This is a genomic window from Arsenicicoccus sp. UBA7492 (assembly GCF_002479615.1).
GTDB lineage: Bacteria > Actinomycetota > Actinomycetes > Actinomycetales > Dermatophilaceae > Arsenicicoccus > Arsenicicoccus bolidensis.
This window is the reverse complement of record NZ_DLOE01000039.1, coordinates 88,524-103,268: the sequence shown is the minus strand read 5'-3', so window position 1 is coordinate 103,268 and position 14,745 is coordinate 88,524. Positions and strand designations below refer to the sequence as shown.

Sequence of the window (14,745 nt, the reverse complement as noted above, 5' to 3'; positions counted from 1 at the left end):
GTCCTGGTGACGGGTCTCGACTACTCTGGGTAACGCCTAGTGGGTATCAGCAACGTCATCCGTGACGCCCCCACGGCCAGCGGGTCGGGCTCCCGAGGGGGGAGTCCGGCCCGCCTCGGCGTCCGCCGCCGAGTGGTCAGTTCTGGCCACGGGTAGGTGCTCGGCATCTGACCAGTGGGCGGTCAGGGAGTCGGTATCTGACCAGTGGGTGGAAGGGGTGTGCCGGACGCGGTGTCGTCTTCGTCCTCGCGCCGTCGTCGGGCCAGGGCGATCAGCAGCATGCCGACGCCCACGGCTGTGCCACCCGCGGCGAGAAGCACGATCACGTCGGCCCCCGTGTGCGCCAGGGCTCCGGAGAGCGGCCCCGAGGACACGCCGAACGCGTCCCCGCGGGGCACCGAGCCGTCACTGCCACCTGTCTGACCCACGTCTGCTCCAGTCACGCCGGTGCTCGGCGGAGCGAGATCGGCCGGCGTCATCGCCATCGACACCCTGATCGGATCCGTCCACGTGTGATTTTCGGCCAGCGTCCGGTCGACATCGCCGACGGCGCCCGCCAGGAGCGCGGCAACCTCCACGCGGACGACCTGGCCCGGGCGGACGGCGCCCGTGGTCAGATCTCCTCCCCTCGCGGCGAGGCTGGCGGCGGTCGGCGAGGTCTCGGTCGGCGTGGCGGCGCCGCCGATGCCGGCGGCCAGGTGCAGCACCTCGGCGAGCGGGTCGGAGACGGCGTCGCTGCCAGGAACGGCCCCGATCGTCAGCATGGCGGTGTCGGGGGAGGCATTCTTGACGTACAAGGCTCCGCCGACTGTCCGGCCCGGGACCAGGCGCTGGCCCGCGTGGAAGATGCCCGTGTCCAGAGTGGGCTCCCACGGTCCGGTGGGGCGCGTCGCGTACCACATCCCGGTGCTCTCGGCGTACTTCGTGCTACCGGCGAAGGGGTAGACACGCACGACGAACTCATAGGTGCCCGGGCCATACCCGGCGTTGTTCATGGCGATATAGCTGACCCACTGGTCCCGGTCGTTGGCTGGGATCCCGCCCTGGACCAGCTTGAAGGGGACGGTCGAGCCCTTGGGGCGAGCCCAGACCTCCCACCGGTTGATCGCCGGGGTGCTGCCTGACGAGCTCGTGGCGGCGTTGGGCCAGGCCCAGTACAGTCGCACGTTCTCGGCCAGGCCCGTGGTGCAGACGTTTCCGTCGGAGCCCAACATCGGGGAGGGGATCGAGATGACGTAACGACTCGTCCAGGTCCAGTCCTTGGTCGCCGTGCCGGCCACCGAGACGGCCCGGCCGGTGGTCGTCACCTGGAACTCGCGACCTGCGAACCTGTTGTAGCGGTCGTAGTCGGTCCCGCTGGGCTTGACGATCACGCAGTGGGACGTTGAGGAAGCCTTGGCGAGGGGCGTGCGGACCGCGGCGGTCACCGGCGACACGGCTGTCGTGGCGGCCGTCCCGAGAGCTGTCTGCCACAGCGCGGTCGTCGACGAGCATCCCGTGTAGTCGTACTGCACCCTGTTGTTCAGGAAGTCGCTCGCCATGGCACTGGTCGTGGGGGTGCTAGGCATCGCCGTCAGGTTCACCTGGTAGGGGCGGTACTCGAGGCCGTAGCCGGCGTCGTTCTTGAGGGTCGCCTTGAGCGCGTCCGTGAACGGCTTGGTGACGGGGACGTCCGTGGGCGTCAGAGTAGGCGTGCCCATCGTCATCCTGGGGACGACGCTGGTGCGGGTCTCGGTCCACCGTGCCTGGGTGTCACCGGTGGGCGCCGCGATGACGGCGGTCTCCGCGACGGCGGTGACGCCGAGCGTGGCCAGGACGCGCCGACGGGACATGGGGTGCCTCCAGGGATCGGTGGATCAGTTCTGGGTGAGGGTGATGGGCAGGTTGCGGGTGGACACCGAGGTGCCGTTGAGCGTCGTGTTCCACCATCCGCTGCCGCCGGCCGGCTCGGTGCGGGCCGCGCCGGTGCTCGTCGCGCGAACCGTGTACTTCATGGTGGCGAGGTAGGTCGCGCCGTTGTGGGCCGAGGTGATGGCCCACTGGTTGGTGCCGGTGCTCGTGAGGTTGGGCGCGGTCCCGACGGGCGTCAGCGTCACGACGGAGCCGTTGTTGACGTTGACCTCGGAGACCAGGGCCGCGGTGCCGGTCAGGGCTGCCGGGGCGGTCGAGAGGGTGGCCTTGAGGTTGGTGCCCACGGCCTGGACCGTGATGGGCAGCGTGATCGTCACCTGGTCGCCGGGGGCGAAGGGGTGAGAATCTGTCCGATTGACCGACTCCCAGCCGACCACCGCGACAATCGGGCATGAACAGACGTCGAGAGGCGCCGGAATGGTCTTGGGGTTGACGGATCGTGTCCGCCGCCCGAGCCGGAGGTCTCCGCCACGGCCGGGCCGGCTGGCACTACGCTGATCGTTTAAGGGCCGCCATCACCGAGCGGTCGTAGCACGCTGGAGGCAGGCCATGCCCAAGGATCGCGAGGCGCTCCTCTCGTCGGCGGTCCGCCGGTCCATCACCGACCTGGTCGCCGCCGATCCCGACCGTTGGACCGCGAGCCGGCTGGCCGAGGAGCTCGACCTGCACGTCACGACCGTGCGCTTCCACCTCGACCAGCTCGAGCAGGCCGGCGTGCTGGAGTCGGGCGTCGAGCGACGCGACCGGCCGGGCCGTCCCAGCAAGGTCTATCGCCGTCGCGCCGAGGCCGTGCCCGTCAACACCGCCGCGTATGTCGTCCTCGCGGACGTGCTCGCCGAGACGCTGGGCGGCGACGAGGACGCCCGCGTGGAGGCGGCGACGCGGGCCGGCGAGGCCTGGTCACGCCACCATCTGGACCACGTGGCCCCGGAGGGGTCCCAGGGCGAGGTGCCGGTGCGCGAGCTGCTCGACGTCCTGGCGCGGTGGGGCTACCCACGCGAGACGGTGACCGTCGAGGGGGACCCCGCCGGGCGGTGCCAGGCCACGTTGACCCACTGCCCGATGAAGGCCGCCGCGGTCCGGCACCCCGACGTCGTCTGCGCCATACATCTCGGTCTGGTCCGGGGATCCCTCGAGGGGCTCGGCGTCCAGGACCCGGCCGTCCGGGTGACGCCCATGGTCGCCCCCGACGTGTGCACCGTCGAGATGAGCGGTGCCCTCCACGCCGGCGAGCAGGTCGCCGAGGGTCTGGACCTCGCCCACGTCCGCCGCCGCCCGGAGGCCGCGAGCGCAGACGCCACGACCTCCGATGTCACGAGCCCGGACGCACCCAGCCCGGACGCGACGGAGGGCCGGTCGACGAGCGACCGGCCCTCCGAGGCGACGAGCTGAGCGATCAGCCGGGCTTGGGAGCCCCCTTGCGGGCGTAGCGCATCCACGTGATCGCCACGCACATGACGGCCCAGACGACGCCGACCCAGTAGAAGAGGGTGGCGCCCATGATGCCGATGCCGAGGGCGAAGAAGAACGGACCGAAGGCGGCGATGGCGGCGGTCCAGCCGATGACGCCGCCGGCCTGACGCTTCTCGAAGATCATCGGCATCTGCTTGAACGTCGAGGCGTTGCCGATCCCCGAGAACAGGAAGATCGCGAGCATTCCCCACAGGAACCGCGTGAAGTCACCCTGCAGCGCCGCGGCGGACGAGGTGTCCGGGGTGAGCGCCGGGATCGTGTAGACGATCGAGGCGATCAGGCCGAGGCCGGAGATGAGCGTCCAGATCGCGCCGCCCATGCGGTCGGTCAGCGGGGAGAACAGCATGCGGGCGAGCGCGCCGACCAGCGGGCCGAGGAAGACGAACTTGACCGGGTCGGGGACCGAGTAGCCCTCGACGAGGATCTTGGCGGCGGCGCCGGAGCCGGACACGATGTCGGCGTTGCCGGAGCCGTAGAGGTTGCCCATCAGCAGACCGAACTGGGCGGCCAGGCCCGAGAAGGTGCCGAAGGTCATGATGTAGATCAGCGTCATCCACCAGGTGTCCTGGTTGCCGAAGATGTCGAACTGCTGGCGGACGTTGGCCTTGACCGGCACGGACTTGAGCGCGAACCACGCCCAGGCGGCGCCGATGAGGATCAGCGGGATCCAGATGAACGCGGCGTTCTGGTACCACACCTGCGTGTTGGGCTTGCCCGCGACCTTCATCGCCTGTGAGCCGCCGAGGAACCCGATCATCGAGAAGCCGATGAGCCACGGCGTGAGCAGCTGCACGAGGGAGACGCCGAGGTTGCCGATGCCGGCCTGCAGGCCGAGCGCGGTGCCCTGCATGCGGCGGGGGAAGAAGTAGGACGTCGACGGCATGAAGCCGGAGAAGGCGCCACCACCGATGCCGGCGAGGAAGGCCAGGACCATGAGCTCCCAGTAGGGGGCGGAGGGGCTCTGGACGCGCACGCCCCACCCGAGGATCGGGAAGACGAGGAGCAGCGTGGTCAGCGCGACCATCTTGCGGGTGCCGAGGATGGGCGGCAGGACCATCCAGACGATGCGCAGCAGACCGGCGGCGAGGCCGGGCATCGCGGACATCCAGTAGAGCTCGGTCTTGCTGAAGCTGTAGCCCAGGGCGTTGAGCTTGGGGATGACCGCGCTGGGGAGGTACCACGCGACGAAGCACATGGTGAGGGTGAACGTCGTGATCGTGAGGGTGCGCCAGGCGAGTGCCTTGTCCCAGGTCTGGTCGTTCTCGGGATCCCAGGACTGGAGCCACTCGCCCCCTTGGCGGGAGCTGGTTGCGGTGCTCATGGGTTGTCTACTCCACGGGTGCTGAGGTGGTGGGACGTCTCGACCGTATGACGGGACGCGGGCTGGTGCGTGTTGGGGTGTCTCACGCGGGGTGGCGGGAGGTCTCGGGGTGCGGCTGGTCGAACTGGTCCGCGAGGTGGGGGGACCGGTCGTGGAGCATCCGCACGATCGTGAGGTGCATCCAGATCAGGCACACGGCGGTGAGGAGGAACAGGACGAAGAAGGTGCTCGACGGGAAGCCGGACCAGGACTTGGTGTAGGCGAACAGTGGGGGGAGGAAGAAGCCGCCGAGGCCGCCGAGCATGCCGACGAGGCCGCCGACGGAGCCGACGTTGTCGGGGAAGTACTCGGGGATGTGCTTGTAGACGGCGGCCTTGCCGACGCCCATGGCGCAGCCGAGGAGGAAGACGACGATCGTGAACGGCACGATCGAGATCGCGTAGGGCAGGTGCTCGGTCTGGGAGCCGTCGGCGTGGTTGATGGTCAGGTGGCCGTTGGGCATCATCAGCAGGCCCGTGGTGGCGAGCATGACCCAGAAGGTGCCGTACATCGCCTTGCGCGCGCCGAAGCGGTCGGAGAACCAGCCGCCGACGGGGCGCAGCAGGGACGCGGGGAAGATGAACAGCGCCGTGAGCAGCCCGGCCGTGCTCAGGGAGACGCCGAAGGTCTCCATGTAGTAGTTGGGCAGCGTGCTCGAGAGGGCGACGTAGGCGCCGAACACCGCGACGTAGTAGAGGCTGAACCGCCATACGCGCACCTGCCGCAGCGGGGCGAGCATCTCGCCGAGGGGCTTGGAGGCGCCGGGCATGCGGTCGGTCGAGGGGGTCCCGAACCACGTGGCGGCCGCGAGGAGCACCAGCAGGACGGAGTAGATCACCGGCACGAGGCGCCAGCCGCCCTGGACGACACCGAGGTACGTCGCTCCGGCGGTCGTGGCGATCAGCGGCGGGCCGATGAACTTCGTGACCGAGGCCCCGACGTTGCCGGCGCCGAACACGCCGAGCGCGAAGCCCTGACGGCCACGGGTGAACCACGCGGAGTTCCACGCGATGCCCGAGGAGAAGGAGTTGCCGGCGAAGCCGACGAGGAAGGCCAGCAGCAGGAGCATGCCGTAGCTGTGCGCCTGCGAGACGAGGTAGGCCGGGACGGCGCTCGCGAGCAGCAGCACGGTCATGACCTTGCGGCCACCGATGCGGTCGGTGATCATCCCGGCGGGCAGGCGCCACATCGAGCCGTTGAGGATCGCCGCGGCGAGGATCCAGGAGTACTGCTCCTCGCTGAGGTGCAGCTCCGCCCGGATGGGCTTCTGCAGGATGCCGAACATCATCCAGACGGCGAACATCACGGTGAACGCGGTGGTCGACCAGGCCAGGACCCGGTTGGCGCCGACGGGCTGGCTCTCGTGGGACGTGGTCGTCGGGGCGTCGGTGGCGGGTGTGCTCACGACGTGCTCCTTGCTCCAGGCATTAAAAGGATCAGGCTGTATGGCGGAGAAGCTGCTGGTGCAGTCGCCGCGAGACGCCCGGCTCAGGCCCTGCGAGGCATTGCGCGGAGGATCTCACTAGGAAGTTTGGCACAGCCCCCGAATATAGAGGAGGGCACCCCCTCTGTCGGGGCATCGCCGGTCCGGCTATGCTGCAGGCGTGCTCCTCTTTTTGGAGGAATCACGGCAGATGCAGGCCAGGACCCAGCACGGCGACCGCAGGAGAGGCGATGACGAGCGTGGCGCAGGAGCTCCGGTGGGGCCCCGAGGCCGACGGCCGCCCGAGCCTGCTGGCCCCGTCCATGCGCCGGCGCATCATCGACGTCCTCGCCTCCGCGCCCGTCACGGTCCACGGCCGCCCCGGCCTCGCGGCGCAGGACATCGCCACCCGCCTCGACATCCACGTGACGACCGCGCGCTTCCACCTGGACGTCCTGCTCGCGTCGCACGTCGTGGAGGCCCGGTCCGAGCGCCTGGGGACCGTGGGCCGGCCGCGCAAGATCTATCACCTCGTCCCCGCGGGGGTGCGGCTGCACCCGACGCACCGCGAGCTGTCCGCCCTGGTCACCTCCTGCTGGGGGCTGGCGGAGCCGGCGGGCTCGGAGGCGATGTTCCCCGCCGCCCGCGCCTGGTCCCGCGAGCACGCCGACGTCGAGCCGCCGGCCTGGGCGCCGGCCGCGACGCCGGGGGAGTGGCTGGTCACCGTGGAGCGCCTCGTGCAGACCCTGGCGCAGTGGGGCTTCCGGCACGACATCTCGCTCGTCGAGGGTGGCCGCACCGTCGACCTCGAGCTGCGGGCCGCGCCCTTCCTCGCGATCGCCGCCCGGCACGCGCCCGTCCTCTACGCCTTCCGCCGCGGCCTGATCACCGGGGTCCTCGACCGGCTCGGCGAGCCCGAGGTCGACGTCGTCATGACGCCGCACGACGATATCGCCGTCACCACGGCTCACCTGACGACGCGGACCCCCTTCCGGCATACGGTGGGGACAGGCCTCCCGGGGCCGGTCCTGCCACCCAGCACCACGACCCGACGACGCGCCAACCGCAGGAGAGACGCATGAGCACATCGACCCATCGCGGAGGTCGAGGCCCATCGGGCATCGACACCCCCCTCGCCGAGGCCCTCGTGGGGACCCGGCGGTTCTTCACCAAGGGGGAGGTGAGCCCCGACAAGCGGACCCTGCACCAGATCGGCGGCCGCAAGGCCGACGCGTTCTACCGCGACCGCTGGAGCCACGACAAGGTCGTGCGGTCCACCCACGGCGTCAACTGCACGGGCTCGTGCTCGTGGAAGGTCTACGTCAAGGACGGGATCATCACCTGGGAGGCGCAGCAGACGGACTACCCGTCGACCGGCGGCGATCGCCCGGAGTACGAGCCCCGCGGCTGCCCCCGCGGCGCGGCCTTCTCCTGGTACACCTACAGCCCCACCCGGGTCCGCTACCCCTACATCCGCGGCGTGCTGCTCGACATGTACCGCACGGCCAAGCAGGAGTACGGCGACCCGGTGCTCGCCTGGGCCTCGATCGTGCAGGACGAGGACAAGCGTCGTCGCTACCAGTCCGCCCGCGGCAAGGGCGGGCTCGTGCGCGCGAGCTGGGGCGAGGCGGCCGAGATGGTCGCCGCCGCCAACGTGTTCACGATCAAGCGCTGGGGCCCGGACCGCATCGCCGGCTTCTCGCCGATCCCCGCGATGTCGATGGTCTCCTACGCCTCCGGGGCCCGGTTCACCGAGCTCATCGGCGGCACCATGCTCTCCTTCTACGACTGGTATGCCGACCTGCCGGTCGCCTCGCCCCAGATGTTCGGGGACCAGACCGACGTCCCCGAGTCGGGGGACTGGTGGGACGCGGGCTACCTGATGATGTGGGGCTCCAACGTCCCGCTCACCCGCACGCCCGACGCGCACTGGATGACCGAGGCGCGCTACCGCGGGCAGAAGGTCGTCGTCGTGTCCCCGGACTACGCCGAGAACGTCAAGTTCGCCGACGAGTGGCTGGCGGCCCAGCCCGGCAGCGACGCGGCGCTCGCGATGGCGATGGGCCACGTCATCCTCAAGGAGTTCTTCGTCGACCAGCAGGTCGAGTTCTTCCAGGACTACACCAAGACCTACACGGACCTGCCCTACCTGGTCTGGCTGGACGTCGAGGAGGGCGCGGACGGCGGCCAGGTGGTCACGCCCGGCAAGTTCGCCGTGGCCGGCGACGTCCCCGGCGGCCCGGAGTCCGGGTCCGAGAACGCCATGTGGAAGCCGATGCTCGTCGACGAGCGCACCGACGAGGTCGTCGTGCCCCGCGGCTCGCTCGGCCACCGCTTCGGCGACGAGGGCATGGGGCAGTGGAACCTCGACCTGGGCGACGTCAGCCCCCGCCTGTCCCTGCTCGCCGACGGCGCCGAGACGCTCGAGGTGTCCCTGCCGCGCTTCGACGCCCTGGACGGCCAGGCGACGCTGCAGCGCCGCGGCGTCCCGGTGCGCCGCATCGGCGACCGCTACGTCACGACCGTCTTCGACCTCATGCTCGCGCAGTACGGCGTGGCCCGCCCCGGCCTGATCGGCGACTGGCCGACCGGCTACGAGGACGTCACCGGCGCCTACACCCCGGCCTGGCAGGAGGACATCACCGCCGTCCCCGCCGACAAGGTCGCCCGCATCGCGCGCGAGTTCGCGCAGAACGCCGTCGACACCCACGGCCGCTCGATGATCCTCATGGGCGCTGGCACCAACCACTGGTACCACTCGGACCTGATCTACCGCGCGATGCTCGTCCTCACGACGATCACCGGCTGCCAGGGCCGCAACGGCGGCGGCTGGGCGCACTACGTCGGTCAGGAGAAGGTCCGCCCGCTGACCGGCTTCCAGCACACGGCCTTCGCCCTCGACTGGCAGCGCCCGCCGCGCCACATGATCCAGACGGCCTACTGGTACCTCCACACCAGCCAGTACCGCTACGACACCTACACCGCCAACGACATCGGCGCGGGCCGAGGGGCCTTCCCCGGCAAGACGGTGGCCGACCTGGTCGCTCAGTCCGCGCGGCTCGGGTGGATGCCGAGCTACCCGACGTTCAACCGCTCCTCGATCGCGTTGCCCGACGAGGCGGAGGCGGCCGGGATGGAGGTCCCGGCCTACGTCGTCGACCAGCTCAAGAAGGGCGAGCTGAGCTTTGCGGCCGAGGACCCCGAGGCCGAGGAGAACTGGCCGCGCGTGCTGATGATGTGGCGCGCCAACCTGTTCGGCAGCTCCGCCAAGGGTGACGAGTACTTCCTCAAGCACCTGCTCGGCACGGACCACGGCGTCAACGCCGAGGAGGCGCCGGCGGACAAGCGCCCGGCGGACGTCGCCTGGCCCGAGCGGGCCCCCGAGGGCAAGCTCGACATGCTGATGACGATCGACTTCCGCATGACGAGCTCGACCCTGCTGTCCGACGTCGTCCTGCCCGCCGCCACGTGGTACGAGAAGAACGACATCAACACCACGGACATGCACCCGTTCATCCACTCGTTCAACCCGGCGATCGCCCCGCCGTGGCAGAGCCGGTCGGACTGGGACGCCTTCGTCACCATCGCCGAGACCTTCAGCGAGCTCGCCGGGACCCACCTCGGCACCCGCAAGGACCTCGTCGCCAAGCCGCTGTGGCACGACACCCCCGAGTCCATGGCGACGGTGCACGGCCGGGTCCTGGACTGGAAGGCCGGCGAGTGCGAGCCCGTCCCGGGCAAGACCCTGCCGGTCCTGGCCGTGGTCGAGCGGGACTACACCAAGATCCACGACAAGATGACCTCGATCGGCCCGCTGCTGGACAAGCTCGGGACGACCACCAAGGGCGTAACCTACGACGTCAAGCGCGAGGTCGACTACCTGCGGCGCAAGAACGGCGTCGCGAGCCGCGGTGCCGGGCAGGGCAACCCGCGTCTCGACACCGCCGTGGACGTCGCCGAGACGATCATGGCGCTGTCGGGCACCACCAACGGCCACCTCGCCACCCAGGGCTTCAAGACCCTGGAGAAGCGCACCGGCCACCAGATGCACGACCTGGCTGCCGAGCACGAGGGCAAGCAGATCACGTATGTCGACACCGTGGCCGCCCCCGTCCCCGTCATCACCTCCCCGGAGTGGTCGGGCTCGGAGTCGGGCGGTCGCCGCTACAGCCCGTTCACGATCAACATCGAGCGGCTCAAGCCGTTCCACACGCTGACCGGGCGCCAGCAGTTCTACGTCGACCACGACTGGCTGCAGCGGATGGGGGAGGCCCTGCCGACCTACCGCCCGCCGCTCAACATGACCCAGCTGTTCGGCGAGCGCCCGCTCGGCGAGGTCGAGAAGGCAGCGGACGGGGTGTCCGGCATCTCTGTGTCGGTGCGCTACCTGACCCCGCACAACAAGTGGTCCATCCACTCGGAGTACCAGGACAACCTGTTCATGCTGTCCCTCGGCCGCGGCGGCCAGTCGATCTGGATGTCCGACAAGGACGCCGCCAAGATCGGCGTCAAGGACAACGAGTGGGTCGAGGCGGTCAACCGCAACGGCGTCGTCGCGTCCCGCGTGATCGTCACGCACCGGATGCCCGAGGGCACGATCTACATGCCCCACGCGCAGGACCGCCTGATCGACGTGCCCCTCACCGAGCACAACGGCAAGCGTGGCGGCATCCACAACTCCATGACCCGGATCATGGTCAAGCCGAGCCACATCATCGGCGGCTACGCCCAGCTGTCCTACTTCTTCAACTACATCGGGCCCACGGGCAACAACCGTGACGAGGTCACGATCATCCGCAAGCGCTCGCAGAAGGTGGAGTACTGACATGAGAGTCATGGCACAGATGGCCATGGTCATGAACCTCGACAAGTGCATCGGGTGCCACACCTGCTCGGTCACCTGCAAGCAGGCGTGGACCAACCGGGCCGGCACCGAATACGTCTGGTTCAACAACGTCGAGACCCGCCCCGGCCTGGGCTACCCGCGACGCTACGAGGACCAGGATGAGTGGCAGGGCGGCTGGGTGCTCGGCAAGAACGGCCGGCTCAAGCTCCGCGCCGGCGGCCGGTTCAAGAAGCTGCTCAACATCTTCGTCAACCCCAAGATGCCGTCGATCCAGGACTACTACGAGCCCTGGACCTACGACTACGAGACGTTGCTCAACGCGCCGGCCGGCAAGCACTTCCCGGTCGCGCGGCCGCACTCGCTGATCTCCGGCAAGCCGATGAACATCTCCTGGTCGGCCAACTGGGACGACGACCTCGGCGGCTCGATGGAGACGATGCACCAGGACGTGATGCTCAAGGGCATCGAGGACAAGGTCACGACCGACTTCGAGTCGACCTTCATGTTCTACCTCCCCCGCATCTGCGAGCACTGCCTCAACCCCTCGTGCGCGGCGTCGTGCCCCTCGGGCGCGATCTACAAGCGCGAGGAGGACGGCATCGTCCTCGTCGACCAGGAGCAGTGCCGCGGCTGGCGCATGTGCATCTCGGGCTGCCCCTACAAGAAGGTCTACTTCAACCACAAGACCGGCAAGGCCGAGAAGTGCACCTTCTGCTTCCCGCGCATCGAGGTCGGGATCCCGACCGTGTGCTCGGAGACCTGCGTCGGTCGCCTCCGCTACATCGGGCTCGTCCTGTATGACGCCGACCGCGTCCTCGAGGCCGCGTCGGTCGAGGACGACCAGGACCTCTACGAGGCGCAGCGCTCGGTGTTCCTGGACCCGCGCGACCCGGCGGTGGTCGCCGAGGCCGAGCGCGCCGGCATACCGTCCGACTGGATCACGGCCGCGCAGCGGTCCCCGGTCTATCGCCTGATCAACGACTACAAGGTCGCGCTGCCGCTGCACCCGGAGTACCGCACGATGCCGATGGTCTGGTACATCCCGCCGCTGTCGCCGGTCGTGGACGCGCTGGCCGGGTCCGGGCACGACGGCGAGGACAAGGACAACCTGTTCAACGCCATCGAGACGCTGCGCATCCCGATCGAGTACCTCGCCAATCTGTTCACCGCCGGGGACGTGAAGCCCGTCGACGGCGTCCTGCGCAAGCTGGCCGCCATGCGGTCCTACATGCGCGACATCAACCTCGGGCGCGACCCCGACGGGTCGATCCCCGCGGCCGTCGGCATGGAGGAGGAGGACATGTACGACATGTTCCGCCTGCTCGCCCTCGCGAAGTACGAGGAGCGCTATGTCATCCCGACCGCGCACGCCGAGGAGGCGCACGCCCTCGAGGAGCTCGCCACCGAGTGCTCGGTCAGCGACTACCAGACCGGCAACCAGGGCGCGTTCGGCGAGGGCTCGGGGTCGCTGACCCCGATCGCCGTCGAGAACTTCCAGATGCTGCAGGCCCGCCAGACCGCCGACACCCTCGTCGGCGGCGGCTCCAAGGAGGGCCGGGTCAACCTGCTCAACTGGGACGGCAAGGGCATGCCCGAGGGCCTCTTCCCCGGTCAGGGCGGCAGCCTCGGCGCCGGGATCTCCGAGGAGGCCCGCCGCGAGGGCGAGGGCATGCCGATGGGCTCCGACCCGAGCGCCTCGCACGACCGCGGTGCCATCCCGCCCGAGGACATCCGGTGAAGGTCGCCCTGCGGCGTCGCAAGCAGGCCGCCCTGCCGGTCGGCACCGACGAGATGCAGGCCGCCTGGCAGTGCGCGTCGCTGCTGCTCGGCTACCCGGACGAGGAGCTCCTGCGCCACCTGCCGGTGCTGCGCGACACGGTCGCGCAGCTGCCGGCGCCGGTGGGGGAGCCGCTCGGTCGTCTCGTCGCGACCATCTCCGCGGCCGTGGAGGCGGGGGAGCTGGACGTGGTGCAGAAGCGCTACGTCGACACCTTCGACTACACGCGCCGGTGCGCGCCCTACCTGACCTACTTCGCGCACGGCGACACCCGCAAGCGCGGGATGGCGCTCGTGCAGTTCAAGCAGACCTATCGCCGGGCCGGGGTCGAGATCGGTGACGAGGAGCTGCCCGACCACCTGTCGGTGGTGCTGGAGTTCGGCGCCACCGTCGACCTCGAGGCCGCCCTCAAGCTGGTCCTCGACCACCGCGCCGGGCTCGAGGTCCTGCGCCTCGCGCTGCTCGACCGCGGCGTCCCGTGGGCGGACGCGCTCGTCGCCGTGTGCGCCACCCTGCCGCCGCTGGACGGTGACGAGCAGACGGCGGTCGCGCGGCTGGTCGCGCAAGGGCCCCCGTCGGAGGACGTCGGGCTGGCGCCATACGAGATCGACCCCCGGCTCAACCCCCACCCGGCCACCGACCCATCACCCGAGGAGCTCGAGGCCGAGCTCCTGCAGCACTCGCAAGGAGGGCGCTCATGAACACCCTGCTCTGGGTGGTGTTCCCCTACATCTGCCTGACGATCTTCGTCGTCGGTCACCTCTGGCGCTACAAGTACGACAAGTTCGGCTGGACCACGCGCTCGAGCCAGCTATACGAGGACCGGCTGCTGCGCTGGGGCTCGCCGATGTTCCACTTCGGCATCCTCTTCGTCGTGATGGGGCACATCATGGGCCTGCTCGTGCCGAAGTCCTGGACCGACGCCGTCGGGATCTCGCAGTCGGTCTATCACTTCCTCGCCCTGTCGGTGGGCCTGCTCGCCGGCTTCCTGACCCTCGTCGGCATGGCGATCCTGATCTATCGCCGCCGCACCACCGGCCCGGTCTTCTCCGCCACGACGCCGATGGACAAGGTCATGTACGCCTTCCTCGTCGTCGTCATCCTGCTCGGCCTGGCCAACACGCTCGGCTGGCACGCCCCCGGCATCAACAACCTCGGCGGGCCCGCCGAGCACTACAACTACCGCGAGGGCGTCTCGATCTGGTACCGCCAGTTCCTGACCTTCCACCCCGACGCGGACCTCATGGCGGCGGCGCCGCTCGGCTTCCAGCTGCACACGCTCGTGGCGTGCATCCTGTTCGCCCTGTGGCCGTTCACGCGGCTCGTGCACGTGTTCTCGGCGCCGCTCGGCTACGTCACCCGGCCCTACATCGTCTATCGCTCGCGCGACCGTCGCCCCGGTGCGGGCGTCGGCAGCCGGGCCCCGCAGCGCGGGTGGGAGAAGGTATGACGGACCAGCCGTCTCGCGGCTCGGCCGGCGGCTCGGCACGCGGCTCTGCCACCGGCCGGGACCCGGAGACGCCCGAGCTGCTGCCCAACCTCGTCGAGCTGGTGGACGAGCTGATCGGGGAGGCGCACGCCTCCTCGTCGGGGCGCGCCACCCAGTCCGTGATGCACACCGACCTGCTGCGGACGGTGGTGATCGCGCTGCGCGCCGGGGCCACCCTGGCCGAGCACGAGGCGCCGGCCGCCGCGTCGCTGCAGGTGCTGCGCGGCGAGGTGACGCTGGGCACCGGGTCGGTGGACTTCCACCTGACGACAGGGCTGTTCACGCCGATCCCGCACGAGCGGCACTCGGTGGTGGCGCACCAGGACTCGGCGCTGCTGCTGACGGTGGCCACCGGTCGCTGACCCAGCCATCCCCTGAACCCCTGAACCCTTGAAGATCGTGAGGGTTTGGTCCAAGAATCTTGGACCAAACCCTCACGATCTTCGGGGTTCTGGGGGTTCTGGGG

The 14,745-nt window shown here is 69.8% G+C and carries 11 protein-coding genes; 7 read left to right on the top strand and 4 right to left on the bottom strand.

The genetic code is table 11. The annotated features are described in order from the left end of the window. Positions 1 to 182: 182 nt before the first annotated feature. Together B4E97_RS11670 and B4E97_RS11665 are read right to left on the bottom strand one after the other, a co-directional pair. Positions 183 to 1,832: a hypothetical protein gene (locus B4E97_RS11670; protein ID WP_286959966.1), complete on the bottom strand. Its 1,650-nt coding sequence runs from the start codon at positions 1,830 to 1,832 to the stop codon at positions 183 to 185. A 24-nt stretch (positions 1,833 to 1,856) separates the two neighbouring features. After that, positions 1,857 to 2,228: a hypothetical protein gene (locus B4E97_RS11665; RefSeq protein ID WP_286959965.1), complete on the bottom strand. Its 372-nt coding sequence runs from the start codon at positions 2,226 to 2,228 to the stop codon at positions 1,857 to 1,859. Between the two features lie 232 nt (positions 2,229 to 2,460). On the opposite strand from B4E97_RS11665, the gene B4E97_RS11660 reads away from it, so the two are divergent. Continuing rightward, positions 2,461 to 3,303, top strand: a complete 843-nt coding sequence (locus B4E97_RS11660; RefSeq protein WP_019286580.1) for a helix-turn-helix transcriptional regulator — start codon at positions 2,461 to 2,463, stop codon at positions 3,301 to 3,303. A gap of 4 nt (positions 3,304 to 3,307) precedes the next feature. Here the strand turns inward: B4E97_RS11660 and B4E97_RS11655 are convergent, their stop codons facing one another. Beyond that, on the bottom strand, positions 3,308 to 4,705 hold the full coding sequence (locus B4E97_RS11655) for an MFS transporter (protein ID WP_019286579.1): 1,398 nt from the start codon (positions 4,703 to 4,705) through the stop codon (positions 3,308 to 3,310). Positions 4,706 to 4,787: 82 nt separating this feature from the next. Further along, positions 4,788 to 6,149: an MFS transporter gene (locus B4E97_RS11650; protein WP_286959963.1), complete on the bottom strand. Its 1,362-nt coding sequence runs from the start codon at positions 6,147 to 6,149 to the stop codon at positions 4,788 to 4,790. A gap of 269 nt (positions 6,150 to 6,418) precedes the next feature. Here B4E97_RS11650 and B4E97_RS11645 point away from each other — a divergent pair, with 269 nt between their 5' ends. The 6 genes from B4E97_RS11645 to B4E97_RS11620 are packed head-to-tail and all read left to right on the top strand — an operon-like array spanning position 6,419 to position 14,641. After that, entirely contained in the window at positions 6,419 to 7,249 is an 831-nt protein-coding gene (locus tag B4E97_RS11645; RefSeq protein WP_019286577.1) for a helix-turn-helix transcriptional regulator, read from the top strand. After that, on the top strand, positions 7,246 to 10,992 hold the full coding sequence (locus tag B4E97_RS11640) for a nitrate reductase subunit alpha (RefSeq protein ID WP_286959962.1): 3,747 nt from the start codon (positions 7,246 to 7,248) through the stop codon (positions 10,990 to 10,992). Before B4E97_RS11645 ends, B4E97_RS11640 begins: the two co-directional genes overlap by 4 nt. A 1-nt stretch (position 10,993) precedes the next feature. Next, on the top strand, positions 10,994 to 12,751 hold the full coding sequence (gene narH, locus B4E97_RS11635) for a nitrate reductase subunit beta (protein ID WP_239265510.1): 1,758 nt from the start codon (positions 10,994 to 10,996) through the stop codon (positions 12,749 to 12,751). Next, complete coding sequence (narJ, locus tag B4E97_RS11630; protein ID WP_286959961.1) at positions 12,748 to 13,491, top strand: nitrate reductase molybdenum cofactor assembly chaperone; 744 nt, start codon at positions 12,748 to 12,750, stop codon at positions 13,489 to 13,491. Before narH ends, narJ begins: the two co-directional genes overlap by 4 nt. Then, positions 13,488 to 14,240 (top strand): respiratory nitrate reductase subunit gamma, encoded by a 753-nt coding sequence (gene narI, locus B4E97_RS11625; protein ID WP_019286572.1) that lies wholly within the window; start codon positions 13,488 to 13,490, stop codon positions 14,238 to 14,240. The genes narJ and narI overlap by 4 nt, the downstream gene beginning before the upstream one ends. Then, positions 14,237 to 14,641 carry a hypothetical protein gene (locus tag B4E97_RS11620; RefSeq protein WP_019286571.1) on the top strand — a complete coding sequence of 135 codons (405 nt, stop codon included), beginning with the start codon at positions 14,237 to 14,239 and terminating at the stop codon, positions 14,639 to 14,641. The genes narI and B4E97_RS11620 overlap by 4 nt, the downstream gene beginning before the upstream one ends. The last annotated feature ends 104 nt before the right edge of the window (positions 14,642 to 14,745 follow it).